This window comes from Xylophilus rhododendri (assembly GCF_009906855.1).
GTDB classification, from domain to species: Bacteria; Pseudomonadota; Gammaproteobacteria; order Burkholderiales; family Burkholderiaceae_C; genus Xylophilus; species Xylophilus rhododendri.
In genome coordinates, this window is the sequence record NZ_CP047650.1 from 3,585,855 (window position 1) to 3,611,558 (window position 25,704).

Here is a 25,704-nt window from a genome sequence, read left to right on the forward strand (position 1 = left end):
GCATGTCCTTCTCCCTCGTCCTGAGCTACCTGCTGTCGCCGGCCTTCTTCCACGGCGCGCTGATCACGCTGCTGATCACCATCTGCTCGCTGGTCTTCGGCGCCGCCGTCGGCCTGCTGGTGGCGCTGCTGCAGGAAAGCCGCAGCCGCGCCGCGCACGGCATCACCATGGGCTACCTGTGGCTGTTCCGCGGCACGCCGGTGCTGTTCCAGATCATCTTCGTCTACAACGTGCTGCCGTCCTTCGGCATCAAGCTGTCGGCGGTGGTGAGCGCGGTGCTGGCGTTGTCGCTCAACGAGGGCGCCTACATGGCCGAGATCATCCGGTCCGGCCTGCAGGCGATCAAGAAGGGCCAGCGCACCGCGGCCCTGGCGCTGGGCATGTTCCCCTCCGGCGTGATGCGCCATGTGGTGATCCCGCAGGCCGTGCGCATCATCCTGCCGCCCATGGGCAACCAGATGATCGGCATGCTGAAGCTCAGCGCCCTGGTCTCGGTGGTGGCGGTGGAAGACCTGCTGCTGGTGGCCAACCAGACGGCCAGTTCCAACTTCAAGTACTTCGAGGCGCTGACGGCCGCCGGCATCTACTACCTGGCGCTGACCACGCTCTTCATGGCGCTGCAGTCGCTGATCGAACGCCGCCTCGATCCCAAGAGCCGCCGCAAGCGCGCCGCCCAGCCCCTGGCGCAGCGCCTGCTGGGCAGCCAGCGCCCCGGCACCGTGCGCTGAGAAAGCAAGGACAGCCCCATGGCACAGACCGACAAGACAAAACCGCTGCTGGAAATCATCGGCGTGGACAAGAGCTTCGGCAGCAACCGCATCCTGAAGAACTGCTCGATCAACGTGCAGGCCAAGGAGACGGTGGTGATCATCGGCCCCTCGGGCTCCGGCAAATCGACGCTGCTGCGCTGCGTCAACCAGCTCGACCCGGCCGACGGCGGCAACATCTTCTTCGAGGGCCGCGACGTCACCAACGACCCGCGCACCGCACCCCTGCTGCGGCGCGAGATCGGCATGGTGTTCCAGAACTTCGAGCTGTTCTCCCACCTCACCGCCGCCGAGAACATCATGCTGGCGCCGATGAAGGTGCTGGGCATGAGCCGCCACGACGCCCACGACATCGCCACCGCCCTGCTGCAGAAGGTGCGCATCCCCGAGCGCGCCGACCATTTCCCCGACGAACTCTCCGGCGGCCAGCAGCAGCGGGTGGCCATCGCCCGCGCGCTGGCCATGCGGCCCAAGGTGATGCTCTACGACGAGCCCACTTCGGCGCTCGACCCGGAAATGATCCGCGAGGTGCTCGACGTGATGGCCGAGCTGTCCGCCGAGGGCATGACCAGCCTGGTGGTCACCCACGAGATGGGTTTCGCCCGCCAGGCGGCCGACCGCATCGTCTTCATGGAGGCCGGCGAAATCATCGAGAACGCCTCCAGCACCGATTTCTTCGGCGGCGTGGTGCACGAACGCGCCCGCCGCTTCCTCGACCAGATCCTGCACTGACACCGCAACACCCATGACCGCCCACCTGCCCACCACCCTGCCCGCGCCCGACGTCGCCCGCATGAAGCGCGACCTGGCCGCCCTGGTCGCCATCAACACCGAGAACCCGCCCGGCCACGAGCTGGAAGCCGCCCGCCAGCTGAAGGCCCTGCTGGAGGCCGAAGGCTTCGACCTGTCGCTGTCGGAGTACAAGCCCGGCCGCGTCAACGTGATCGCGCGTTTCGAGAACGGCCCCGGCCCCACCTTCGCCTTCAACACCCATATCGACACCGTGCCCGCCGGCGAGGGCTGGACCAGCGACCCCTTCGTGCTGCGCGAGGCCGACGGCAAGCTCTACGGCCGCGGCAGCTGCGATGCCAAGGGCCCCATGGCCGCCATGATCGAGGCCTGCCGCATGCTGGTGGCGGTGCCCGAGGCCTGGTCCGGCACGCTGATGGCGGTGTTCACCGCCGACGAGGAAATCGCCAGCGAAGGCGCCAAGCATTACGTGGCCAACGAACCGCCGAAGATCGACTTCGCGGTGATCGGCGAGCCCACCTCCAACTGCGCCTACACCGCCCACAAGGGCAGCCTGCGCCCGCTGGTGCGGGTGCATGGCGTGACGGCGCATTCGGGCACGCCGCACCTGGGCGAGAACGCCATCTTCCGCGCCGCCCAGCTGCTGGGCTTGGTCGAGCACCACCACGAGAACGTGGTGCGCTGCCGCTGCCACGACCTGGTGGGCAGCGCCAGCCTGACCGTGACCCGCATCCACGGCGGCCATGCCGACAACGTGCTGCCCGGCGCCTGCGACCTGCTGCTGGACCGCCGCATGGTGCCCGGCGAGGACGAGGGCGAGGTCAAGGCCGAGATCGACGCGCTGCTGGCCCTAGCGCAGCAGAAGTTCGGCGTGCGCGCCGAGGTGCTGGAATACAAGGCCACCACCGGCGGCGCCACCGAGACGGCGCTCAGCGAATCCATCGTGCAGGCCAGCCTGGACGCCTGCCGCGAGCACAACCACGGCGAGGCCGGCCCCTACGGCTTCCAGGGCGGTTGCGACCTGGTGCATTTCCGCAGCCTGGGCACCACCGGCACCGTGATCGGCCCCGGCACCCTGGCGGTGGCGCACAAGCCCGACGAGTTCGTGCCCATCGACGAGTTCATCGCCTCCAGCCTGATCTACCGCGACGTGGCCCTGCGCATGCTGGCGCCTGCCGCGGCGTGAAGGCCAGCCTCCACACCGCGCGGCTGCACTACGGCAACGGCGTGGTGCTGCACACCGCGTCCTCCGGCAGCGTGGCGGAGCTGCACAGCCTGTACCTGCGGCTGGACGACGGCGAGCATGTAGCCGTGGGCGAGGTGCGCATCAACATCGCCTACCTCAACGGCTACAGCGCCGAGGAGGTGCTGCAGGCCGCCCTGGCCGCCGTGCAGGCGATCGATTGGGAGCGTTCGCCCGAGGTGCTGCTGGCTTCGATGTCCGCCTGGGCCGCGCCCTGGAGCATGCCGGTGCGCTGCCTGATCGACTGCGCGCTGCATGACATGGTGTCGCGCCGGGCCGCCCAGCCGCTGGCCGTCTGGCTGGGGCAGGGCGCCGCGGCGCCGCTGCGCTGGCACAGCAACCAGACCCTGTTCTGGTCGCCCTTCGAGGTCTTCATGGGCCAGGCCGAAGCCTATGTGGCACGCGGCTTCCGGGACCTGAAGGTGCGTGTGGCGGCCGGCGATTTCGCCGAGGACCTGCGCCGCCTGGGCGCCCTGCGCGACCGCTTCGGCGACACGGTGCACTTGGCCGCCGATGCCAATGCCCAGTGGAGCGCCGACGAAGCCCCCGCCCGCCTCGCGGCCCTGGCGCCCTTCGGCCTCGAATACCTGGAGCAACCCATCGCCACCACCCGCCCGGCCGACATGGCCGCGCTGGCCGACCGCAGCCCCATGCCCCTGATGCTCGACGAGGGCATGGGCACGCAGGCCGACGTGGACGGCCTCTGCGCCCTGGGCCACGAACGCCTGTGGGCCCACCTCAAGCTGGTGAAGCTGGGCGGCATCGCCCCCACCGTGGCGGCCGCGCGCCGGCTGCAGGCCGCGGGCGTGGCCTGCATGGTCGGCCAGATGAACGAAGGCGCGGCGGCCACGGCGGCCGCGCTGCACACCAGCCGCGCGGTGGCGCCGCGTTTCGCCGAGCTGTACGGCGCCGACGGCCTGGCAGACGACCCGGTCTCCGGCATCTCCTACGGCCAGGGCGACCTGGCCGCCGCCGGCGCCACCGGCCTCGGCACCGAACTCGATATTTCCCTCACCCAGCATCTCTGGAGTTCCTGAATGAGCACAACACCCAGCATTCCCGCCAGCGTGGTCCCGGGCGGCGAATCCGCCTTCAGCCGCGACGAATATGCCGAACGCGTGCGCCGCGCCCGGCTCAACCTGCAGCAGGCCGGCATCGACGTGATGGTCGTCACCGGCCCCGAGAACATCTTCTATCTCACCGGCCAGCAGACGCCCGGCTACTACACCTTCCAGGCCCTGGTGCTGCCGGTGGAGGGCGATCCGGTCTTCGTGATCCGCCAGCTGGAGTACTTCAACTTCATCTCCAACACCTTCATCAGCGACGCGGCCATCTACACCGACGGCGACGAGCCGGTGGGCTTCCTGGTGGACGTGATCCAGCGCAAGGGCTGGGCCGGCAAACGCATCGCCATCGACAAGCGCGGCTGGTTCCTGCCGATCGCCGTGTACGAGGCGCTGCAGGGCAAGCTCGGCACCATCCACGACGGCGCCGGTCTGGTCGAGAAACTGCGTGCGGTGAAGTCGCCCGCCGAGATCGCCAAGCTGGAAAAGGCCGCTTCCTACACCGACGCCGGCCTGCGCGCCGGCCAGGCCGCGGTGAAGGTGGGCGCCAGCGAGAACGACTTCGTCGCCGCCATGCTGCAGGCCGCCGTCGCCGCGGGTTCCGAGTACTTCGGCATGGAGCCCCTGGTTTCCTGCGGCCCGCGCAGCGGCATCCCGCACGGCACCTGGCGCCGCCGCAAGATCGCCCAGGGCGAGCCCGCCTTCCTGGAGATGGCCGCCAGCCACGACCGCTACCATGCCGCGCTGATGCGCTCGGCCTGGATCGGCCAGCCGCCGCAGGCCGCGATCGACATGGAGAAGGTCTGCCAGGACGCCCTGCAGGCCGCCCTCGACGCCCTGAAGCCCGGCGAACCCTGCGAGGCATCGCACAACGCCTGCCAGGCGGTGATCGACCGGGCAGGCTACACCGACGCCTTCAAGAAGCGCACCGGCTACTCGGTCGGCATCTCCTTCGCGCCGGACTGGGGCGAGGGTTCCATCCTCAGCCTGTACAAGGGCGTGACCACGCCGCTGCAGCCCGGCATGGCCTTCCACATCCCGCCGGCCCTGCGCATCTACGGCGAGTTCACGGTGGGCGTGAGCGAGACGGTGGTGATCACCGAGACCGGGTACCGGGTGCTGGGGACGGTGCCGCGGGAGATGTTGATTCTTTGAACGTCACGTGCCGGCCCGCCGCAGGGTCGGACGCGATGTTTTCGCGGCTGGCGGACGCCGGCCGCCTCCCTGAAAATCCCGTCTTTGTTCGAAACGACAAAGAGGCAGGGAATGAAGCTTGGTGACATTGCCCCGACGTGGATGGCCTTCCACGAGTCGTCCGGTCTTGGCCGTCCCATCCAGACGGAAGACCAGTACGAGACGCTGCTTGCAGTGGCGGCTGAACTTATGGATGCGCTGGTGCAGGACGACGCCGGCCCCCTCGGCGGGCTGGTGGAACTGGTGGCGAAACGCATCCAGGCGTACGAAGCGCGTGTGCACCCCTGGCCCAACGGCGCCACGCCGGCCCAGGTGCTGGAGTTCCTCATGGACCAGCATGGACTCAAGCAGGGAGATCTGCCGGAGATCGGCTCCCAGGGCGTGGTCTCGGAGATCCTGCGGGGCAAACGCGATCTGAACGTGCGCCAGATCGCCCGGCTGGCCGAGCGCTTCCATGTCAGCCCTGCCAGCTTCTTTCCCGAAGCCAGCGCGGCGCATCTCGAAGCCGCCTGAGCGTCTAGGCCTTGCCCAGCGCCCCGAACGCCGCACGCACCATGGCCTCGACCGTCGGCTGCACCCGGCTGGCGCGGTCTTCGCGCCAGGCGAAGGGCGCGGTCTCGTCCATGTAGAGGCTCTGGCACATCTCCAGCTGCACCGTGTGCACGCCCTCCTGCGGCCGGCCGTAGTGGCGGGTGATGAACCCGCCCTTGAAACGCGCGTCGGCGGCCCAGGTGAAGGGGCTGGCCGAGGTGGCGGCGACCACGGCTTCGCGCATCTGCGGTGCGCACGAGCGGCCATCGAAGGTGCCCACGTTCAGGCCCGGCAGCTCGCCCGGGAAGAGGCGCGGCAGCACGCTGGCGATGGAGTGGGCTTCCCACACCAGCACCTGGCCGTGCGCGGCCTTCAGGCGGTCGATCTCGGCCTGCAGGGCCTGGTGATAGGGCAGCCAGTAGTCGGCCACGCGGCGGGCCGTCTCGGCGGCGTCGGGCGGGGCGAAGCCCTCGGCGTAGATGGGCTCGCCGCGGAAGGTCTCCGCCGGGCACAGGCCGGTGGTGGTCTGGCCGGGGTAGAGGCTCTCGCCGTTGCTCGGGCGGTTCAGGTCGATCACATAGCGCGAGTAGTTGGCGCGCAGCATCGAGCCGCCCATCTTCAGGGCGAAGTCGTAGAGGCGGGCCAGGTGCCAGTCGGTGTCGGCCACCAGGCGCGCGGCGGGGGTCATGCGCGCGGCGAAGGTTTCTGGCAGGTATTCGCCGCCGTGCGGGATGGAAACCAGCAGGGGCACCGTGCCCTGGACGAGGGTCGAGATCTCAGGCGTCATGGAACAAGCGTCATGGAACGAGCAAAGGGGAGGAGTAGACAACAGGCCAGCGCCGCGCGTCCCAGACCTCGGGCCGCACCATGTCCGGCGGCGCCTGGCCGGCCAGGGCGGCGATGACCTGCCGCACGCAGCGGGTGGCGGTGGCCTGCAGCGCCTGCTGGGTGGAGCCGGCCACATGCGGGGTCAGCACCAGGTTGGGCAATGCGGCGAGTTCGGTGTCGACGGGGAAGGGCTCGGTCTCGAACACATCCAGGCCGGCGCCGAAGATGCGGCCCTCGCGCAGGGCTTCGGCCAAAGCGGCCTGATCGATCAGGCCGCCGCGCGAGGTGTTGACCACGATGGCGGTCGGCTTCATGCGGCGCAGCGCGGCGGCGTCGAGCATGTGGCGGGTGTCGGGGCGCAGCGGGCGGTGCAGCGAGACCACGTCGGCGGCCTCCAGCAGCGCTTCCAGCGAGGGCGCGGCGATCACGCCGGCGGCGGCCAGCTCGGCCTTGTCGGCACGGGGCGACCACACCATCACCCGCATGCCCAGCCCGCCTGCGGCCATGGCCGCCAGCAGCTTGCCACTGTGGCCGAAACCGACGATGCCCAGCGTGGCGCCGCTCAGCGACAGCAGCGGCTGCGAGAACTTGAAGGCCCAGTCGCCGGCCCGGGTGGCGCGGTCGGCGGCCGAGGACTGGCGGGCCGTGGCCAGCATCAGCATCAGCGCGTGCTCGGCCACCGCCTGGCTGTTGGAGCCGGGTGTGCAGGTGACCGGAATGCCCAGGCGCGAGGCATGGGCCACGTCGATGCGGTCGGAGCCGCTGCCGTGGTTGACGATGATGGCCAGGCGGGGCGCCAGGTCCATCAGCTCGGCGGTGAGGCCGTCGCGCACGATGGCGGCGTCGGCTTCGACAATCTCCTCGCGCAGGGCTTGCGGGTTCTTGGGCTGGCGCACGGTGAAGCCGGCGGCCTGCAGCAGCTCGGCACCGATCGGATGGATCGGGTGGTTGATCAGGCAGACAGCGCTCACGCCAAGCCTCCTGCGCGTCGCGCCAGCACGGCGCCCAGCACGGCGCAGCCGGCGGCGAAATCGTTCATCGTCATGGTTTCCTCAGGGTTGTGGCTGCCGTTGGCGTTACGCACGAACAGCATGGCCGATGCCACTCCGGCATTGGCGAAGGTGGCGGTATCGTGGCCGGCGCCGCTGGGCAGGGCCGGGGCGGCCAGGCCTTGCAGGGCGGCGGCCTCGGTCAGGGCCTGGCGCAGCGCGTCGTCCATCACGGCGGGCTCGCTGCCGCTGACGGGGCCGAAGTCGAAGACCACGCCGCTGGCGTTCCGCGCGGCCCGCTTCAGGCGGCGGTCCATCTCGGCCAGGGTGGCGTGGCTGCGCGAGCGGATGTCGATGCAGAAATCGACCTGGCCGGCGACCTTGCTCAGATCGGACTGGTGCGGGTCGGTTTCGACCCGGCCGAAGGTCAGCGTCAGCTCGTGGCCCTGGGCTTCCATCTCGGCCCAGTCCTGCTGGCTGCGCTGCACCAGCGCGGCGAAGGCGACGACCGCGTCCTGGCGGTAGAGGCGCGGCGTGGCGCCGGAATGGCCGTAGCGGCCGACGGCCCGCGCGGCGCGATAGCGCAGGCTGCCGCAGATGCCGGTGACGATGCCCAGCACGTCGCCCTGGCCGAGCAGGACCGGGCCTTGCTCGATATGCAGTTCGATGAAGCAGTCGATGGTGTCCGCTGTCAGCTGGGCCTCGCCGCGCGCCAGGGCCTGCGGCTGGCCGCCGAGTTCCGTCAGATGCTCGCCCAGCGTGCGGCCGGTGTCGAAGCGGCGGGCTTCCAAAGCCTCGGGGCCGAGTTTTCCGAAGGCCGCCTTGCTGCCGATATAGGAGACCGGAAACCAGGCGCTTTCCTCGGCACGCACGGCCATCACCGTCACGTCGCGCCCAGGCTGCACGCCGGCCGCCACCCAGCCGGCCAGCACCGACAGGCCGGCCACCACGCCGGCCGCGCCGTCGTAGTTGCCGCCCACCGGCACCGAGTCCAGATGCGATCCGGTCATCACCACCGGCAGCCCGCGTTCGCGGCCGGGGAGGGTGAGATAGAGGTTGAGGGCCGCATCGGTGCGCACCTCCAGGCCCAGCCGCCGGGCCTCGGCAGCAAGCAGGTCATGTGCACGCTGCTCGCCCGCCCCGTAGGTATCGCGGGTCACGCCGTCCTGGTCGGCGTTGTCCTGGCGCAGCCGCTCGAAGAGCCTGGCGGCCAGCGCCATGTCGGGAGCCACCGTCATGCCAGCACCGCCTGGGACGGATCCCATTCCCGCCCGGGCATGGCAGCGATCAGCGCGCGGGTGTATTCGTGCCGGGGCGCATCGAAGATCTGCCCCGGCGGGCCTTGCTCCACCACCTGGCCGCGGTGCATCACCAGCAGTTCGTCGCAGATCTGCGCGGCCACCCGCAGGTCGTGGGTGATAAAGATCAGCGCGATCTGCAGCCGATGCTGCACCTCGCGCAGCAGCTTCAAGACCTGGGCCTGCACCGACACGTCGAGGGCGGAAACGGATTCATCGGCCACGATCAGCTGCGGCTCCATGGCCAGCGCCCGGGCGATGCCCACCCGCTGGCGCTGGCCGCCGGAGAACTCGCCCGGATAACGGTCGAAGGCCGACACGTCCAGCTCCACCAGCTGCAGCAGCTCGCGCGCCCGGGCCTCGGCCTTTGCGCGCGGCACGCCGGCGGCCATGGGGCCGTCGCAGAGGATGCGACCCACGGTCTGGCGGGGGTTGAGCGATGCGAAAGGGTCCTGGAAGATCATCTGGATCTTGGCGCGTTTGGGGCGGAACTCGGTCTCGCTCAAGGGTGCGATGTCCTCGCCTTCGAAGAGCATGCGGCCGCCGTCGATGCCGGTGAGCTTGAGCAGGCATTTGCCGATGGTGGATTTGCCCGAGCCCGATTCTCCGACGATGCCCAGGGTCTGGCCGCGGCGCACCGAGAAACTCACGCCGTCCACCGCCCGCACCGCCCGCTTCTTGCGGAACAGGCCGCCGCCGCTGGCATAGGTCTTGGCCAGCTTCTCCACTTCCAGGATGGGCTTGCCGCGCAGGGCGGCGCTGTCGCCGTGCTGGGCGCGTTGATGCGGCACGGCGGCGATCAGGCGGCGGGTGTAGGGGTGCTGCGGGCGGTTCAAGACCTGCTCGGCCGTGCCTTGCTCCACCAGCACGCCTTTTTCCATCACCGCCACCCGGTCGGCGATCTCGGCCACCACACCGAAATCGTGGGTGACGAACATCACGCCCATGCCCTTCTCGCGCTGGATGCGGGCGATCAGGGCCAGGATCTGGGCCTGCGTGGTCACGTCGAGCGCGGTGGTGGGCTCGTCGGCGATCAGCAGGCGCGGCTCCAGCGCCAGGGCCATGGCGATCATCACCCGCTGGCGCTGGCCGCCCGACAGGCGAAACGGCCAGGCATTGCGCAGCGTGGCCGGGTCGGGCAGGCCGACGAAGTCCAGCAGCTCCAGCACACGCTGCTCGCGCGCCGGGCCGGGGTAGGCGCCATGCACCCGCATCACCTCGGCGATCTGCTCGCCCACGGTCAGCAGCGGGTTCAGGGCCGACAGCGGCTCCTGGAAGATCATGGCCATGTCGCGGCCGCGCATTTCGCGCAGGGTGTCTTCGGGGAGCTTCAGCAGGTCGCGGCCTTCGAGCAGGATCTCGCCGGCCTCGGGCTGCAGGTAGGGCGGCAGCAGGCCCATGATGGCGTTGGCGCTCATCGACTTGCCGGAGCCGGATTCGCCGACGATGCAGACGATCTCGCCGGCATGGATGTCGACGCTGATGCCGCGCACCGCATGGCTGCGGTCGCCGCCGCGGGGCAGGGCGATGCTGAGATCGCGGATGGACAGCAGGGGAGTCTTGGTGGAGGAGTCGCTCATGTCAGTCCCCGCGCTTGCGCAGTTGCGGGTTGAGGGCGTCGTTGAGCCCCTCGCCGATCAGGTTGATGGCCAGCACCGTCACCATGATCGCCAGGCCGGGCCACAGGCTCATCCAGGGCGCCTCGCGCAGCATGGTGCGGGAGGCGCCGATCATGAAGCCCCAGCTCATCATGTTGCGGTCGCCCAGGCCCAGGAAGGACATGGACGATTCGGTGAGGATGGCGGTCGCCGTCATCAGCGAGGCGGTCACGATGATGGGCGAGGCGGCGTTGGGCAGGATCTGGGTGAGGATGATGCGGCCCGGCGTCTGGCCGATGACGATGGCGGCCTGCACGAACTCGCGCTGCTTCAGGGTCATGAACTCGCTGCGCACCAGGCGCGCCACCGGCGGCCAGGAGACCATGGAGATCGCCCCCACGATCGAATAGATGGTGGGCTTGAAGATGGCGACCAGCACCAGGGCCATGGCCAGCTGCGGGATGGTCTGGAAGAACTCGGTGCCGCGCATCAGCAGGTCGTCGGTGCGGCCGCCGTGGTAGCCGGCGAGCGCCCCCACCAGGATGCCGAAGAGCACGGCCACGGCGGTCGAGACCACGCCGATCATCAGCGACACCCGCGCGCCGTAGAGCAGGCCGGCGGCGATGTCGCGGCCCAGCATGTCGGTACCCAGCGGGTAGTCGTGGTCGGTGAAGGGTTTGATGAGGGGATCGGCCACCATCGACCAGGGCGACTCCTCGAAGAAGAAGGAGGCGCAGGCGCCGGCCAGGATCACGATCAGCAGCAGGGCCAGGCCCAGCACCGCGCCGCGGTTGGCGGCATAGCGCCGCAGGAACTTTTTCATATCGCTTCTTTCAGGCTTCGGCGATGCGCGGATCGACGAAACGCAGGACCAGGTCGGTCAGCAGGTTGAACACCACCACCATGGTCGAGGTCACCAGGAAGACGCCGAGCAGCAGCTGGTAGTCGCGCTGCATCAGGGCGTCGAACAGCAGGCGGCCGATGCCGGGCCAGCCGAAGACGGTCTCGGTGAGCACCGCGCCGCCGGCCATCTGGCCGAGCTGGATGCCGGCGAAGGTGACCACCGGCAGCAAGGCGTTGCGCAGCGCGTGGTGGCGCACGATCTCGCCCACCGGCACGCCCTTGGCGCGGGCGGTCTTGATGAAGTCCATGCCCAGCACTTCGAGCATGGAGGCGCGGGTCAGCCGCGCATACACGGCCATGAAGAAGCAGCCCAGGGACACGGTCGGCAGGATCAGGTGCAGGGCCACGTCCTTGGCATGGGCCAGGCCCGTCAGGCCCGCGCCCACGGTCTCCATGCCGAAGGGCGGCAGCCAGTCGAGCTGGAGCGAGAAGAAGATGATCGCCAGCAGCGCCAGCCAGAACTGGGGCGTGGCGTAGATCAGCAGGGACACCGTCATCAGCACGCTGTCCAGCCACGGCAGGCGGCCCTGGTAGCGGCTGCGCGAGGAGATCACGCCCACCAGCAGGCCGAGCACGATGGCGAAGACGAAGGCGCAGCCCATCAGCAGCAGGGTGGCGGGCAGGCGGTCCAGGATCAGGTCGAGCACCGGCAGGCGCTCGCGGTAGGAAAAGCCCAGGTCGAAGCGCAGCACGCCGCGCAGGTAGATGAACAGCTGCATCCACACGGGCTTGTCCAGCCCGAAGTCGTGGCGCAGCTGGTCCACATAGGCCGGGTCCGAGGAGCCGGACTCGCCCGCCATCACCGCGGCCGGGTCGCCCGGCGCCAGGCGGATCAGCAGGAAGTTGACGATCACCACACCGAGGACGACGAAGACCGCCTTGCCGATACGGGAGAACAGGAAAGACAGGGTCTTCATCGCGTCGGGTCCGGGCTGCTTACTTGTCGATGTAGACGTCGGCGAAGGTGTCGTTCAGGCCGATGGCGGTCTGCGTCAGGTTGTGCACCTTGGCGCTGTACATGGTGGGGATCTCCATCTCGAACAGGAAGCCGTTGGCGACCTCTTCCACCAGGGTCTTCTGGATGGTGCTGTAGAGGCGCTGGCGCTCTTCCACCGAGGTGGCGGCCGCGGCCTTGTCCCAGGCCACGTCCATGGCCGGGTTCACATAACCCTGGTTGTTGACGAAGGCCGAGCCCTTGACCTGGTTGCGCGCCAGGTAGAGGCGGGCCACGCCCAGGGCGGGGTCGCCGTACTGCGAGGTGAAGCTGAAGGTCATGTCGAAGTCGAAGTCCGACACGCGCTTGGACCAGGTGCCGGCGTCGGCCGATTCGATCTCCACCTTGAAGCCGACCTGTTCCAGGGCCTGGCGGGTGTATTCGCCCAGGCGGTCCCAGGTGGCGCCGTAGGGGTAGGAGAGGATCTTGATCGGGGTCTTCGACACATCGACGCCGGACTCCTTGATCAGCGCCCGCGCCTTCTTCAGGTCGAAGGTGTAGGCCGGCACATTGGGCTCGTAGAAGGGCGTGGTGGACGACACCGGGCCGGTGGCGATCTTGCCCAGGCCGAAGAAGATGTTGTTGACCACGAACTTGCGGTTGATGGCTTCCATCACCGCCTGGCGCACCTTCAGGTTGTCGAAGGGCGGCTTCCTCATGTTCATCTGGATGTAGGCCTGCTTGGAGAACATCTCCCAGCCCGCATTGGTCGACTTGGTGTTGGCCACCTTCTTCAGGCGCGGCACGTCCACGTTGTCCACGTCGTTGGCGCTGACCACCTGCACGTCGCCGCGCTCGAAGGCCACGGCGCGCGAGGCGGCGTCGGGGATCACGTTGAAGACGATCTCGTCGAGGTAGGGCTTGCCCTTCTGCCAGTAGTCGGGGTTGCGCGACAGGATGATGTAGGAGCCCTTCTTCCATTCCTTGAACTTGAAGGGGCCGGTGCCGACCGGCGTCTGGTTGGCCGGGTTGCTCTTGTAGTCGGTGCCGTCGTAGAGGTGCTTGGGCACCATGGGCATGTTGTCGCTGACGAAGGACTTCAGGAAGGGCGCGAAGGGCTCCTTCAGACGGATCTCGACCTTGTTCGGGCCGACGGCTTTGATCGACTCCACGAACTGGTTGATGATGACCCGCGCCCGCGGGTGCACCTCGCGCAGGAACTTGTCCACGCTGAACACCACGTCGTCGGAGGAGAAGGGCTTGCCGTCGTGCCACTTCACGCCGGTCTGCAGCTCGAAGCTGTAGAGCTTGCCGTCGGGCGACACGGTCCAGGACTTGGCCAGGCCCGGCATGGGCTTCAGGTCCGGCGTCCAGGTCAGCAGGCTTTCGTAGATCTTGCCGGCGACGTACTGGGTGGGCGTCTGCTGGTTCAGGCCCAGCATCAGCGTCGGCGGCTCGGGCTGGGCGATGGCGCGCAGCGTGCCGCCACGGGTCTGCGCATGCACTGCCGCGGTGCCCGACAGCAGGGCCAGCGCCAGGGCGATGCCGGTGGCGACGGGGCGGAAAGTCTTCTGGGTACGCATGTGGAATCCTCAGGGTTCAAATTGGTGCACAACTGGTATACCAGTGGTATCTAGCAATGGGCATGCCACGGCGACCGAGGCGGGGAGCGCTTGGGATGTGCCCTGTTTCGGGGCGAAAGTCTTGGTATACCACTGGCATGCACTTTGCGTACCAAGGCGGTAGTGCTCGCCGGCGACGGTGCCGGCGGGCCTTCCAACCATGCTTGTTTACCGGAGCGTTTCGATGAAGACCAGGTTCTTGAAGATCGCCGGCGGCCTCCTGGCCGCCTCCTTGTTCACCACCGGTTTGGCCCAGGCCGCCGAGCTGAATTTCGCCAGCTGGGGCGGTGCCTACCAGGCGGCGATCCGCGATGCCTGGCTCAAGCCCTTCGCCAAGGAAACCGGCATCAAGGTGACCGAGGACACCGACCCGCAGGTCGCCAAGATCCGCGCCATGATCGACACCAAGTCCGTCGCCTGGGACGTGGTCAGCGAGAACAGCGCCCGCCTGGCGCGCGGCGTGAAGCTGGGGGTGTTCGAGAAGATCACGCCCGAGATGGTCGACCAGAAGCACATGATCGCCGCCGCCCGCAACGACTACGGCGTGCCCACCGAGATCTTCGCCACGCTGGTGGCCTATTCCACCAAGGCCTTCCCCGCCGGCAAGCCCCAGCCCAGCACCTTCGCCGACTTCTGGGACGTGCAGAAATTCCCCGGCAAGCGCACCCTGCAGGACGACCCCTCCACCGTGCTGGAAGCCGCGCTGATCGCCGACGGCGTGCCGGCCGCCGATGTCTACAAGGTGCTGTCCACCCCCGCCGGCGTGGACCGCGCGATGAAGCAGATCGAGAAGATCAAGCCCTATGTGGCCACCTGGTGGAAGAACGGCGCCGAGCCGGTCAACACGCTCGGCAGCGGCGAGGTCGTCATGGCCCTGGGCTGGAACGGCCGTTTCGACGCCGGCATCGCCTCCGGCCTGCCGATCGCCATGGGCTGGGGCGACTCCATCGCCCAGGTCGGCTACATGGCGCTGGTCAAGGGCGCGCAGAACCGCACCGAGGCCATCAAGCTGCTGAACTACATCGCCGTGCCCAAGAACCAGGCCGAGTTCAGCAAGTACATCCCCTACGGCCCGACCACCGAAGCCGCCTTCCCGCTGATCGACGAAGCCCGCAAGCAGCGCCTGCCTTCCACGCCCGAGCGCCTGAAGACGGCTGTCTTCATGGATTCGGAGTTCTGGGAGAAGAACGGCCCGGCCATCGTCGAACGCTACAACGCGATCCGCGCACGCTGATCCCCACAGGCCGCGCCCGATGAACAGCACCGCCATTCCCCTGCCGCCCGGCGCGGCCCTCCACGCCGCGCCGCGGCGCCGCTGGAACCGCGCGGCGGTGCTGGCGGCGGCGCCGCTGCTGGTGTTCCTGCTGCTCTTCTTCGTCGGGCCGATCGCCGGCCTGATGAAGGAGGGTTTCCTGGTGGACGGGCAGTTGAGCCTGTCCCACTACCGCCACCTGCTCGATACGCCCATCTACCGCATCGTGCTGGGCAATACCTTCACCATCGCGGTGGCAGTCACCATCAGCTGCGTGGTGATGAGCTACCCCCTGGCCTACCTGATGGCCAGCGTCAGCCCGCGCATCGCGCGCATCCTCTTCTTCGCGGTGCTGCTGCCCTTCTGGTCGAGCGCGCTGGTGCGCACCTCGGCCTGGATCGCCCTGCTGGGCAAGAACGGCCCGCTCAACGCTTTGCTCACCGGCACCGGCATCGCGTCCGAGCCGGTGGCCTTCCTCTTCAATTTCACCGGCGTGATGATCGGCACCACCCATGTGCTGATGCCCTTCGTGCTGCTGCCGCTCTACGCCTCCTTCAAGGCCATGGACCGCACGCTGGTACAGGCCGCGCAGAGCCTGGGCGCCGGCTCGGTCTCGATCTTCTCCAAGGTGGTGCTGCCGCTGACCAGTCCGGGTGTGGTGGCCGGCGGCATCATCGTCTTCATGAACGCGGTGGGCTACTACATCACGCCCTCGCTGATGGGCGGGCCGGGCCAGCGCATGGTGGCCGAGGTCATCTCGCACAACATCACCGAGGAACTCAACTGGGGCGTGGCCGCGGCGCTTGCCGGCGTGCTGCTGGTGACGGTGCTGGTCTCGCTGTGGGTGTTCAACCGCCTGTTCGGGCTGGACAAGCTCATCAGCGGCTCCGGCGGCAAGGGCAGCAGCGAGGCGCCGGCACGGCGCACGCCGGGCGGGCGTTTCTCGGTGGTGGCCGGCATCCTCAGCGTGCTTTTCCTGCTGGCGCCCATCGTGGTGGTGATACCGATGAGTTTCGGCACCTCGCAGTACCCGAGCTTTCCGCCGCCGGAATACGGCCTGCGCTGGTACCGCAGCTTCCTGGAGGAGGACAAGTGGCTGGCCGCCCTGTTCTCCAGCCTGAAGGTGGGCCTGATCGTGACCCTGCTGGCCAGCGTGCTCGGCATCGCCGCCGCGCTCGGCGTGCACAAGATGAAGTCGGGCGCCGGCAAGGTGCTCGATGCGCTCTTCGTCATCCCCATGTCGGTGCCTTCCATCATCACCGGCGTGTCGCTGTACTACATGACCGCGCCGCTGGGCTGGGTGGCCAATTCGGTGGCGGTGATCCTGGGCCACACGGTGCTGGCCGCGCCCTATGTCTACATCACCGTGCGGGCCGCGCTGCGCAGCTTCGACCACAGCCTGGAGCTGGCGGCCATGGGCCTGGGCGCGAGCTGGACAGTGATGTTCCGCCTGGTCATGCTGCCGGCCCTGCTGCCGGGGCTGATCGGCGCGGCCGTCTTCGCCTTCGTCACCTCCTTCGACGACGTGGTGATGGCGCTCTTCCTCACCAACGTGCGCAACCGCACGCTGCCCAAGCTGATGTTCGAAGGCCTGTCCAGCGACTTCGATCCCACGGTGATCTCGGCCTCCTGCCTGCTGGTGGCCGCCACCGCCCTCATCCTGATCGCCCAGCAGCTGCTCGGCCGCAAGAAAAACGGAGCCTGATCCATGTCCCTCGCACCCCACGCCGTCGCGGCCTTCGCCGAACGCCCCGAACGCCAGGGCAAGAACGTCACGCTGAGCGGCATCTGCAAGTCCTACGGCAAGACCATGGCCTTGCCCTCCATCGACCTGGACGTGGCGCGCGGCGAGTTCTGCACGCTGCTGGGCGCGTCGGGCTCCGGCAAGACCACGCTGCTGAAGATCATCGCCGGCTTCGAGGCGCCCGACAGCGGCAGCGTCTCCATCGCCGGCCGCGACGTGACCCGCATGCCGATAGCAGAACGCAATATCGGCATGGTGTTCCAGAACTACGCCCTGTTCCCGCACATGAGTGTGTTCGAGAACGTGGCCTTCGCCCTGCGCATGCGCAAGCTCAACCACGGCGACATCCGCCGCAAGGTGAATGACGCGCTGGCGCTGGTGAGCCTGCAGGCGCTGGCCGACCGGCTGCCCGGCGCGCTCTCCGGCGGCCAGCAGCAGCGGGTGGCGCTGGCGCGTGCCCTGGTCTTCACGCCGGACATCCTGCTGATGGACGAACCCCTGGGCGCGCTCGACAAGAACCTGCGCCAATCCATCCAGCTGCAGCTGAAGAAGCTGCACCACGACCTGGGGCTGACGGTGGTCTTCGTCACCCACGACCAGGAGGAGGCGATGAACCTGTCCGACCGCATCGTCATCATGGACCAGGGCCGCATCGTGGAGAGCGGCTCGCCCGAGGCGCTGTACCGCCGGCCGGCCACGGCCTTCGTCGCCGGTTTCCTCGGCGAATGCAATTTCCTGGAGCAGGGCGGCCAGGCGCTGGCGGTGCGGCCGGAGCATGTGCGCATCGGCGCGCGGCTGGCCGGCGGCGACATCGAGCGCGAAGGGCGTTTGCTGGTCGCCACCTTCTGCGGCCTGCACTGGAAGCTTTTCATCGCCGATGGCGAACGCACGGTGACGGCCTACGCGCCCATCGGCCTGTCCGAAGCCGAGCGCCAGCCAGGCTGCCTGGTGCGCTGGGGCTTCAGCGCCGGCGACGCCATGGCCTTCGTCGGAGCCTGAGCACATGTCCCAACGCATTCCCGACCCCGTCCCCGCGACGGACGAAAGCCCCGACCTGGCGGGCGATGCCTACCGCACCCTGCTGGAGATGATCCAGCTCGGCCGGCTCTCGCGCGACGAGCCGCTGCAGGAACGCAGCCTGGCCGCCACCCTGGGCATCTCGCGCACGCCGCTGCGCGAGGCCATGAGCCGGCTGATCGGCGGCGGCTTCGCGGTGCGCACGCCGCGCGGCCAGCTGATGGTGCGTGAACCCACGCTGCGCCAGTACCTGGAGATCCTGCAGATGCGCTCCCTGCTCGAAGGCGAGGCGGCGGCATCGGCGGCCACCCGCATGGACCCGGACACCGCCCGCAGCGTCATCGCCCAGGTGCAGGCCCACCTGGCCAGCCGCAACACCGACAAGGAAGCCAACCACCGCATCGACAACCTGGTGCACGACAGCATCGCCCTGGCCAGCGGCAACCAGCTGATGGCGCAGGCCATCCACGACCTGCGCATCAAGGCCCGCACCTACGACCAGAACGGCGCGCCCGGCCGCTTCGAGCCCGGCGTGGCCGAGCACGTCACCATCCTGCAGGCGGTGCTGGACCGCGACCCCGAGGCCGCCCGCTCGGCCATGCGCCAGCACCTGGAGAACGCCCGCGCCGGACTGGTGGCGCGGCATACCAGCCTGTGACCCCGTCTTTCCTCATGAACCAGAACAAGCAAGCATTCGACCTCGTCATCGTCGGCGCCACCATCGTGGACGGCAGCGGCCGGCCCGGCTTCGTGGCCGATGTGGGCATCGCCGATGGCCGCATCGCCGGCATCGGCACGTTGCCGGCCGATGCCGGCCGTGAACGGGTCCAGGCGGCCGGCCGGGTGCTGGCGCCGGGTTTCATCGATGTGCACACGCATGACGACCGGGCCCTGCTGACGCCGGGCGCGATGACGGCCAAGCTGTCCCAGGGCGTGACCACGGTGGTCACCGGCAACTGCGGGCTGAGCCTGGCGCCGGGGCAGGTGCGCGGGCCCATCCCGCCGCCGCTGGACCTGATCGCCACGCCGGAGTGGCTGCGTTATCCGCGTTTCGCCGACTACCTGGAGGCGATAGACCGCCAGGGCACGGCCACCAACGCCGTCTGCCTGGTCGGCCACCTGAGCCTGCGCGCCAATGTGATGGACGACCTGGAGCGGGCCGCCACGCCGGCCGAATGCCAGGCCATGCAGGAGCTGCTGGCCGATGCCTTGCAGGCCGGCGCCTGGGGCATGTCCACCGGCACCTTCTACCCGCCGGCACGCCATGCCAGCACCGACGAGATCGTGGCCGTGGGCGAGCCGCTGCGCGAGCACGGCGGCCTCTATGCCACCCACATGCGCAACGAGGCCGAGAAGGTCATCGATGCGCTGGACGAGACCTTCGAGATCGGCCGCCGCCTGGGCGTGCGGGTGCTGATCTCGCACCACAAGCTGGCCGGCGTGGCCAACCATGGCCGTTCGGTGGAGACCCTCAAGCGCATCGCCGCGGCGATGGAGAAGCAGCCGGTGTCCATCGACTGCTATCCCTACAACGCTTCCTCGACCGTGCTGCGGCCGGAGTTCGTGGCGCGCGCCTCCTCGGTGCTGGTGAGCTGGTCGCAGACCATGCCGCAGTTCGCCGGCCGCACCTTGTCCGATGTGGCGGCCGAACTCGGCTGCACCGACGAGGAGGCCGCCACGCAGCTGATGCCGGCCGGCGCCATCTATTTCATGATGGACGAGGCCGATGTGCGCCGCATCCTGGCCTTTCCCAAGACCATGGTGGGCTCGGACGGCATGCCGCACGACGAGCATCCGCATCCGCGTTTGTGGGGCACCTTCCCGCGGGTGCTGGGCCACTACGCCCGGGAAGAGAAGCTGTTCAGCCTGGAAACCGCCGTGCACAAGATGAGCGGCCTGACCGCGCAGGAGCTGGGCCTGGCCGGCCGCGGCCTGGTCGCTGAGGGCATGGCGGCGGACCTGGTGCTGTTCGATCCTGACACGGTGAACGACAGTGCCAGCTTCGCCGAGCCGCGTGCGCTCAGCGCGGGCATAGACCAGGTCTGGGTGAACGGGCGGCTGGCCTTCGCCGACGGCGCCCTGCAAGACGAGCACGCCGGGCGGGTGATCCGCCGCGGCGCCTGAAGCCCAGCCGGCTTCAGCCGGCGATGACCTCGATGCCCTCGGCCTGGAGGGCATCGCGGATGGTGCGGGCGAACAGCACCGCGCCGGGCTGGTCGCCGTGGATGCACAGGGTGTCCGCCACGATGGGCACGTCCTTGCCCGAGAGCGAACGCACCACGCCGTCGCAGACCATGCGTTTGACCTGGGTGACGGCCTGCTCCACGTCCTCGATCATGGCGTGCGGCAGGTTGCGCGGGGTGAGGGTGCCGTCGTCCTGGTAGCTGCGGTCGGCATACACCTCGAAGGCCACCGGCAGGCCCAGGTTCTGCGCCGCCTCGGTCATGTTGGCGTTGGCCACGTAGACCAGCAGGCCCGGGTCGTAGTCGTACACGGCCTGTGCGAAGGCGCGGGCCAGGGAGGCATCCTTGACCGTCATGTTGTAGAGCGCGCCGTGGCTCTTCACATGGTGCAGCTGGCTGCCCTGGCTTTGGGCGAAGGCCTGCAGCGCGCCGATCTGGTAGAGCGTGAGGTTGTAGACCTCGGCCGAGGTCATGGCCATGGCGCGGCGGCCGAAGCCCTGCAGGTCCGGCAGGCCGGGATGGGCGCCGATGGCCACGTTGCTGGCGATGGCGGCCTGCACCGTCTTGAACATCACGTCCGGATCGCCCGCATGGAAGCCGCAGGCGATGTTGGCGGAGGTGACGTGGCCGAGAATTTCCAGGTCGTTGCCCATGTTCCAGGCGCCGAAGCTCTCGCCCATGTCGCAGTTGATGTCGATGGATGCCATGTGGGTGGGTTCCTTTGTGTCTTGAAGTGGAAGTTCAGCGCAGCGACCGCGCCGCCTTGGCGCAGGCCGCGCCGAGGCGGGTTTCGGAGGCGAGCCAGAGTTCCTCGGCGGCCTGCTGGGTGACCGGCTCGAAGCCCAGCACATCGCCGGGCAGCGATTGCGCCAGCAGCGGCAGGTCGGCGCTGCAGACATAGCCGATCTTGGGATAACCGCCGGCGCTCTGCCGGTCGGCCATGAGCACGATGGGCTGGCCATCGGGCGGCACCTGCACGGTGCCGAAGACGGTGGCCTCGGACACCAGTTCCAGCGGCGCCTTCAGCTTGAGGGCCTGGCCGGACAGGCGGGCGCCCATGCGGTCGGTTTCCTGGCTGACGCGGTAGGGCAGGGTGGTGAAGGCGTCCTTCGCTTCGTCGGTGAAATGCGCCCAATGCGGGCCGGGGACGAAACGCAGGCGGCCGGGCAGGTGCGCCGGCAGCGTCAGGGCCCGCGGCAGGTCGGCCAGCATCGGCAGGCCGCTGTCGCGCAGCAGTTCGGCCAGCGGGGTTTCCTCGGCGGCGCCCAGGGGAAGTACATCGCCCTTCTTGAGGGCCCGGCCCTGGAAGCCGCCCAGGCCGCCGCGCACATAGGTGCTGCGGCTGCCCAGCACCGGCTCGGTGGCGAAGCCGCCGCGCACGGCCAGGTAGACGCGGGCGCCGGCGCGGCGCTCGCCGAACTCCAGCGCCACGCCGGCCCGCAGCATCACCGGGCGCTGCAGCGGCACCGGGCGGCCCTCGGCGCTGGCCTGCAGGTCGGCGCCGCACAGGGCGATCAGCACGTCCTGGCCGAAGCTGACCCGCGGGCCGGTGAGGGTGCATTCGAGCACCGCCGCATCGGCCGGGTTGCCCACCAGCGCATTGGCCAGGCGGTGCGACCACTCGTCCATCGGCCCGTTGACCGGCACGCCGATCAGCTGGTGGCCGAGGCGGCCCAGGTCCTGCAGCAGGCTGTACATGCCGGGGCGTTCGACCTTCATGACCGGCTTGTTTTTAACAACGCGGCTCATGGGCGGGCCTCCACCGTGTCGCGGAACTCTTCCGGCGTGATCGGCCGGAACTGGATACGGTCGCCCAGCTGCACCCGCGTGGGTGGATCCGCCGTGATGTCGAACATGTTCCACGGCGTGCGCCCCAGCAGGTTCCAGCCGCCCGGCGAGGTGGTCTGGTAGATGGAGGAGATGCCGTTGGCGATGGCCACCGAACCGGCCTCCACACGCGTGCGCGGCGTGGGCCGGCGCTTGACCTGCAGGCGGACATCCACCGGCCCGGCGAAGGCATTGCCCGGCGAGAAGAAGAAGGCATAGACCGTCAGCGGCCGGCTGCTGTGCAGGGTGACCACCTCCTCGGGCGAGAGCTGGCACTGGCGGGCCACGTCTTCCAGGTCGGGGCCGTATTCGCCGCCGTAGCAGGCCGGAATCTCGACCAGCCGGCCGGCGCTGGCCAATGCCGGCACGCCCGCGGCCAGAACCTGTTCGATCTGCCGGGTCAGCTGCACCGAGGGCAGGCCCTGGACCGCGCGGAAAGCCAGGGGCTGGAAATACACCGCCACCGTGGTGAAGGCCGGCACCACATCGACGACACCGGGCAGGGCGGCGTCCAGCAGGCGCGCGGCCACGGCGTGGACCAGGCGGCTCAGCGCCTCGTCCACCTGGGCCCCCAGGCGGACCATCAGGCAGCGGTCGCCGACGGGTTCGATCGACCCGTCCGCGGGCATGGCCAGGAGCGGCCGGTTTTCGGTGGCTTGCAGGTTCATGGCCGTGATTCTGGCGGCAGCAGCGCCGCGCAGGCCGCGACGATGCGTTCACAGGCCTCGCGCAGGCGTTCGTCCGACAGGGCATAGGCCAGCCGCACATAGGGCGCCAGGCCGAAGGCGGTGCCGGGCACCACCGCCACGCCGGCCCCTTCGAGCAGGTAGCGGGCGAAGTCGATGTCGCTGGCGATGAGCTCGCCCGCCGGGGTACGCATGCCCAGCGTGGCCGAGCAGTCGGCGTAGAGGTAGAAGGCGGCCGGCGGGCGGCGCATGGTCAGCAGCGGCGCGGCCCGGGCCAGGATGTCCAGCGCCAGGTCGCGGCGCGCGCGCAGGCGCTGGCGCCAGTCGTCGAGGAAGGCCTGCGGGCCTTCGAGGGCGGCCACCGCGGCGGCCTGGCTCACCGAGCTGGGGTTGCTGGTGCTCTGCGACTGCAGCAGCTCCAGCGCCTTGATCAGCCAGGCCGGCCCGCCCGCGTAGCCCAGGCGCCAGCCGGTCATGGCGTAGGCCTTGGAGACGCCGTTGATCGTCAGCGTGCGTGCCTGCATGGCCGGCGCGGCCTGGGCGAAGGAGCAGAAGCGGCCCTCGAAGACGATGGCCTCGTAGATGTCGTCGGCCACCACGAGCAGGCGCGGATGGCGGGCCACCACTTCGGCCAGGGCGCGGAATTCGTCCTCCGTGTAGAGCGCGCCGGAAGGATTGCCCGGCGCGTTCAGCATCAGCCAGCGGGTGCGCGGTGTGATGGCCGCGGCCAGCATTTCGGGGGTGAGCTTGAAATCGTTCGCCGCATCCGGCACCAGCACCACCGGCTCGCCGCCGGCGATGCGCACCATCTCGGAATAGGACACCCAGTAGGGCGCGACCACGATCACCTCGTCGCCCGCATCCACCGTGGCCAGCATGGCGTTGAACAGGATCTGCTTGGCGCCGGTGGCGGCGATGATCTCTTTGGCCTCGTAGCGCAGGCCGTTGTCGCGCACGAATTTGTGCATCACGGCCGCCTTCAGCCGGGGCGTGCCGCCGACGTCGGTATAGCGGGTCTGGCCCTGCTCCATGGCCAGCGCGGCGGCCTGGCGGATGTGCGCGGGCGTGTCGAAATCCAGTTCGCCCTCGCTCAGGCTGATGATGCTGCGGCCCTGGGCGGCGAGTTCGCGGGCACGGGCCGAGGCGGCGCCGGTGGCCGATGGACGCGCGGCGGCCAGGCGGGCCGACAGGCGGGTGTCCAGGGGCTGTTCGATGACGGATGGCATGGCTTCAATCTGGTGCGAAAACGGTCGAAAAGTGTGGTGCACACTTGGTATACCAGCGGTATATAGCAATGCCCGTGCCATGGCGGACGGCGGCGAGGAGGCACAATCGCCGGCACCATGAACACCAGCAAAGTCGCGGACGAGACATCCGCGGATTCCGACATCGACGACAGCGGCGGCCTGGGCAAGGGCCTGGCCAACCAGGCCTACGAGGCGCTGGTCGACCTGATCTTCTCGCGCGAACTCCAGCAGGGCGACCTGGTGCAGGAGCGCATGCTGGCGCTGCAGCTGGGCATCTCGCGCACGCCGCTGCGCGCGGCCATGCACCGCCTCGAAGGCGAACGCATCCTGGAGCGGCGCGGCGGCCGCCTGGTGGTGCGGCAGGTGACGCTGCAGGAGATCATGGAGGCGCTGCATGTGCGCCGCCTGCTCGAATCCGAGGCCGCGGCCAAGGCGGCCGGCAAGGTGCCCAAGCCCTTGCTGGACGGCCTGCGCCGGCGCATCCAGACCCTGCTGGAACTCGACGACCCGGCCAGCCCCGAGCACCAGGCGCTGGACGCCGACCTGCACGGCGCGGTCATCGAATGGTGCGGCAACCAGATGCTGGGCGAGATGATCGACGAGGTGCGGCGCAAGACCCGCATGTTCTCGCTCAAGCGCCTCAACAACCGCCTGGCGCCGGTCTGCCTGGAGCACCTGGCCATGGTCGATGCGCTGGAGCGCGGCGACGGCCCGGCGGCCGCGGCCGAGACGGCGCGCCATATCGACAACATCCGCCAGTCCATCATCGACAAGCTGGCGGGCTGAGCCGCGGGCGCTTTCAGGCCTGCTTGACCCAGGCCCCCGCCTTCAGGATGCCGTCTATGCGCTCGCCCTGGCCGCCGAGCACGCCGATGTCGGCCAGCGGATCGCCATCGACCACCAGCAGGTCGGCGTATGCGCCCGCCTGCACCACGCCCAGCTTGCCCTGCATGCCGACGATCTCGGCACCGGTCTGCGTGGCCTGGCACAGTACCTCGTAGGCGCCGAGGATGTTGGCGCGCAGCGTGAGTTCGTCGCTCTGGAACTGCTGCATGTCGCCCAGCAGGTCGGTGCCCAGGCCCATCTTCACGCCGTGTTTCTTCAGCAGGCCGAGTGCCGCGAAGCCCTGCTTCATCACCGCGTCGTTCTTCGCCAGTGTTTCGGGCGACAGGCCCATCCGCGCGCCGACGCGGGCCATGGCGTCGTAGGTCACCAGGGTGGGCACCACGAAGGCGCCGTGGCGGGCCATGGTCTCGGCCGCCTCGTCGTCGATCAGGTTGCCGTGCTCGATGGTGCGCACCCCCAGTTCCACCACCCGCTTGATCGCCTTGCCGGTATAGGCATGGGCCATCACATAGGTCTGGTGGTTGCCCGCCTCTTCCACCATGGCGCGCACCTCGTCCACCGAGAACTGCATGTTGCCGATCGGGTCGGTGGGCGATGCCACGCCGCCGGAGGCCATGATCTTGATGTGGCTGGCGCCGGCGCGCATCTCTTCCCGCACCGCCTTGCGCACGTCGTCCACGCCGTCGACGATGCGGCCGATGGCGCCCATGTTGCGGTTGCAGCCGCAGGGGTCGGGATCGGTGTTGTCGAAGCGTTCGCGGAAGTCGCCGTGGCCGCCGGTCTGCGACAGCGCCTTGCCGGCCACGAAGAGGCGCGGGCCGGGGATGATGCCGTCCTCGATCGCCTTGGCCATGGCGTAGTCGGCGCCGCCGGCATCGCGCACGGTGGTGAAGCCGCGCTTGAGCATGCCTTCGAGGATGGGCACCGCACGCAGGATGGCGAAGGTGTTGGGCAGGCGCCCGTTCAGGCCCAGGTTGGCCACCGAGGCGATGACGTGGGCATGGCAGTCCACCAGGCCCGGCATCAGGGTCTTGCCGGCCAGGTCGATGAGCTGGGCGCCGGGGATGTCCACCGGGCCGGGCGTGACCTGGGTGATGGACTCGCCGTCCACGACCACGTTGAAAAGCTCGGAGCCGGTATGGGCGTGGTCGCGGACCAGGGCGTTCTTGAAAATGATCATG

At 69.1% G+C, this 25,704-nt stretch carries 24 protein-coding genes; 12 read left to right on the forward strand and 12 right to left on the reverse strand.

The window, feature by feature from the left end:
* Positions 1 to 2 precede the first annotated feature (2 nt).
* The 6 genes from GT347_RS16635 to GT347_RS16660 all read left to right on the forward strand — a co-directional run bounded on the left by GT347_RS16635 (position 3) and on the right by GT347_RS16660 (position 5,531).
* Positions 3 to 728 (forward strand): amino acid ABC transporter permease, encoded by a 726-nt coding sequence (locus tag GT347_RS16635; protein WP_160553273.1) that lies wholly within the window; start codon positions 3 to 5, stop codon positions 726 to 728.
* An 18-nt stretch (positions 729 to 746) separates the two neighbouring features.
* A complete protein-coding gene (locus tag GT347_RS16640; protein ID WP_160553274.1) occupies positions 747 to 1,499 on the forward strand; it encodes an amino acid ABC transporter ATP-binding protein in 753 nt (250 codons plus the stop codon).
* A gap of 13 nt (positions 1,500 to 1,512) precedes the next feature.
* On the forward strand, positions 1,513 to 2,703 hold the full coding sequence (locus GT347_RS16645) for a M20 family metallopeptidase (protein ID WP_160553275.1): 1,191 nt from the start codon (positions 1,513 to 1,515) through the stop codon (positions 2,701 to 2,703).
* A complete protein-coding gene (locus tag GT347_RS16650) occupies positions 2,700 to 3,797 on the forward strand; it encodes a mandelate racemase/muconate lactonizing enzyme family protein (RefSeq protein WP_160553276.1) in 1,098 nt (365 codons plus the stop codon). The genes GT347_RS16645 and GT347_RS16650 overlap by 4 nt, the downstream gene beginning before the upstream one ends.
* Positions 3,798 to 4,979 (forward strand): M24 family metallopeptidase, encoded by a 1,182-nt coding sequence (locus tag GT347_RS16655; RefSeq protein WP_160553277.1) that lies wholly within the window; start codon positions 3,798 to 3,800, stop codon positions 4,977 to 4,979. It abuts the gene before it with no gap.
* A gap of 111 nt (positions 4,980 to 5,090) precedes the next feature.
* Positions 5,091 to 5,531, forward strand: a complete 441-nt coding sequence (locus tag GT347_RS16660; protein WP_229722343.1) for a helix-turn-helix domain-containing protein — start codon at positions 5,091 to 5,093, stop codon at positions 5,529 to 5,531.
* Between the two features lie 4 nt (positions 5,532 to 5,535).
* On the opposite strand, the gene hutG is transcribed toward GT347_RS16660, so the two are convergent.
* The 7 genes from hutG to GT347_RS16695 are packed head-to-tail and all read right to left on the reverse strand — an operon-like array spanning position 5,536 to position 13,682.
* Positions 5,536 to 6,336 carry an N-formylglutamate deformylase gene (hutG, locus tag GT347_RS16665; RefSeq protein ID WP_160553278.1) on the reverse strand — a complete coding sequence of 267 codons (801 nt, stop codon included), beginning with the start codon at positions 6,334 to 6,336 and terminating at the stop codon, positions 5,536 to 5,538.
* A 10-nt stretch (positions 6,337 to 6,346) separates the two neighbouring features.
* Positions 6,347 to 7,348 (reverse strand): hydroxyacid dehydrogenase, encoded by a 1,002-nt coding sequence (locus tag GT347_RS16670; protein ID WP_160553279.1) that lies wholly within the window; start codon positions 7,346 to 7,348, stop codon positions 6,347 to 6,349.
* On the reverse strand, positions 7,345 to 8,604 hold the full coding sequence (locus GT347_RS16675; protein WP_160553280.1) for a Zn-dependent hydrolase: 1,260 nt from the start codon (positions 8,602 to 8,604) through the stop codon (positions 7,345 to 7,347). Before GT347_RS16675 ends, GT347_RS16670 begins: the two co-directional genes overlap by 4 nt.
* Positions 8,601 to 10,244, reverse strand: a complete 1,644-nt coding sequence (locus GT347_RS16680) for an ABC transporter ATP-binding protein (RefSeq protein WP_160553281.1) — start codon at positions 10,242 to 10,244, stop codon at positions 8,601 to 8,603. The genes GT347_RS16675 and GT347_RS16680 overlap by 4 nt, the downstream gene beginning before the upstream one ends.
* Position 10,245: 1 nt before the next feature.
* Positions 10,246 to 11,085 (reverse strand): ABC transporter permease, encoded by an 840-nt coding sequence (locus GT347_RS16685; RefSeq protein WP_160553282.1) that lies wholly within the window; start codon positions 11,083 to 11,085, stop codon positions 10,246 to 10,248.
* A gap of 10 nt (positions 11,086 to 11,095) precedes the next feature.
* Complete coding sequence (locus GT347_RS16690; protein WP_160553283.1) at positions 11,096 to 12,082, reverse strand: ABC transporter permease; 987 nt, start codon at positions 12,080 to 12,082, stop codon at positions 11,096 to 11,098.
* Between the two features lie 19 nt (positions 12,083 to 12,101).
* The gene (locus GT347_RS16695; RefSeq protein WP_160553284.1) at positions 12,102 to 13,682 is read right to left on the reverse strand and encodes an ABC transporter substrate-binding protein; all 1,581 of its coding nucleotides are present in this window, start codon (positions 13,680 to 13,682) and stop codon (positions 12,102 to 12,104) included.
* A gap of 223 nt (positions 13,683 to 13,905) precedes the next feature.
* On the opposite strand from GT347_RS16695, the gene GT347_RS16700 reads away from it, so the two are divergent.
* Genes GT347_RS16700 through GT347_RS16720 form a run of 5 tightly spaced genes read left to right on the forward strand, consistent with a single transcriptional unit; the run spans position 13,906 to position 19,858 of the window.
* Entirely contained in the window at positions 13,906 to 14,955 is a 1,050-nt protein-coding gene (locus GT347_RS16700; protein WP_160553285.1) for an ABC transporter substrate-binding protein, read from the forward strand.
* Positions 14,956 to 14,974: 19 nt separating this feature from the next.
* Positions 14,975 to 16,678 (forward strand): ABC transporter permease subunit, encoded by a 1,704-nt coding sequence (locus GT347_RS16705; protein ID WP_160553286.1) that lies wholly within the window; start codon positions 14,975 to 14,977, stop codon positions 16,676 to 16,678.
* Positions 16,679 to 16,681: 3 nt separating this feature from the next.
* Positions 16,682 to 17,716, forward strand: a complete 1,035-nt coding sequence (locus GT347_RS16710) for an ABC transporter ATP-binding protein (RefSeq protein WP_160553287.1) — start codon at positions 16,682 to 16,684, stop codon at positions 17,714 to 17,716.
* A 4-nt stretch (positions 17,717 to 17,720) separates the two neighbouring features.
* Complete coding sequence (locus tag GT347_RS16715; protein ID WP_160553288.1) at positions 17,721 to 18,392, forward strand: GntR family transcriptional regulator; 672 nt, start codon at positions 17,721 to 17,723, stop codon at positions 18,390 to 18,392.
* A gap of 14 nt (positions 18,393 to 18,406) precedes the next feature.
* On the forward strand, positions 18,407 to 19,858 hold the full coding sequence (locus tag GT347_RS16720) for an N-acyl-D-amino-acid deacylase family protein (protein WP_160553289.1): 1,452 nt from the start codon (positions 18,407 to 18,409) through the stop codon (positions 19,856 to 19,858).
* Positions 19,859 to 19,871: 13 nt separating this feature from the next.
* Here GT347_RS16720 and GT347_RS16725 read toward each other — a convergent pair whose 3' ends face one another.
* From GT347_RS16725 to GT347_RS16740, 4 genes are read right to left on the reverse strand one after another with little or no spacing between them, the layout of a single operon-like run.
* Complete coding sequence (locus GT347_RS16725) at positions 19,872 to 20,624, reverse strand: LamB/YcsF family protein (protein WP_160553290.1); 753 nt, start codon at positions 20,622 to 20,624, stop codon at positions 19,872 to 19,874.
* A 34-nt stretch (positions 20,625 to 20,658) separates the two neighbouring features.
* Positions 20,659 to 21,666 carry a 5-oxoprolinase subunit C family protein gene (locus GT347_RS16730; protein ID WP_229722344.1) on the reverse strand — a complete coding sequence of 336 codons (1,008 nt, stop codon included), beginning with the start codon at positions 21,664 to 21,666 and terminating at the stop codon, positions 20,659 to 20,661.
* On the reverse strand, positions 21,663 to 22,412 hold the full coding sequence (gene pxpB / locus GT347_RS16735; RefSeq protein ID WP_229722345.1) for a 5-oxoprolinase subunit PxpB: 750 nt from the start codon (positions 22,410 to 22,412) through the stop codon (positions 21,663 to 21,665). The genes GT347_RS16730 and pxpB overlap by 4 nt, the downstream gene beginning before the upstream one ends.
* Positions 22,409 to 23,656 (reverse strand): pyridoxal phosphate-dependent aminotransferase, encoded by a 1,248-nt coding sequence (locus tag GT347_RS16740; protein ID WP_160553291.1) that lies wholly within the window; start codon positions 23,654 to 23,656, stop codon positions 22,409 to 22,411. The genes pxpB and GT347_RS16740 overlap by 4 nt, the downstream gene beginning before the upstream one ends.
* Before the next feature lie 117 nt (positions 23,657 to 23,773).
* Here GT347_RS16740 and GT347_RS16745 point away from each other — a divergent pair, with 117 nt between their 5' ends.
* On the forward strand, positions 23,774 to 24,463 hold the full coding sequence (locus GT347_RS16745) for a GntR family transcriptional regulator (RefSeq protein WP_160553292.1): 690 nt from the start codon (positions 23,774 to 23,776) through the stop codon (positions 24,461 to 24,463).
* A gap of 13 nt (positions 24,464 to 24,476) precedes the next feature.
* Here GT347_RS16745 and GT347_RS16750 read toward each other — a convergent pair whose 3' ends face one another.
* Positions 24,477 to 25,703, reverse strand: a complete 1,227-nt coding sequence (locus GT347_RS16750; protein ID WP_160553293.1) for a metal-dependent hydrolase family protein — start codon at positions 25,701 to 25,703, stop codon at positions 24,477 to 24,479.
* Position 25,704 lies beyond the last annotated feature (1 nt).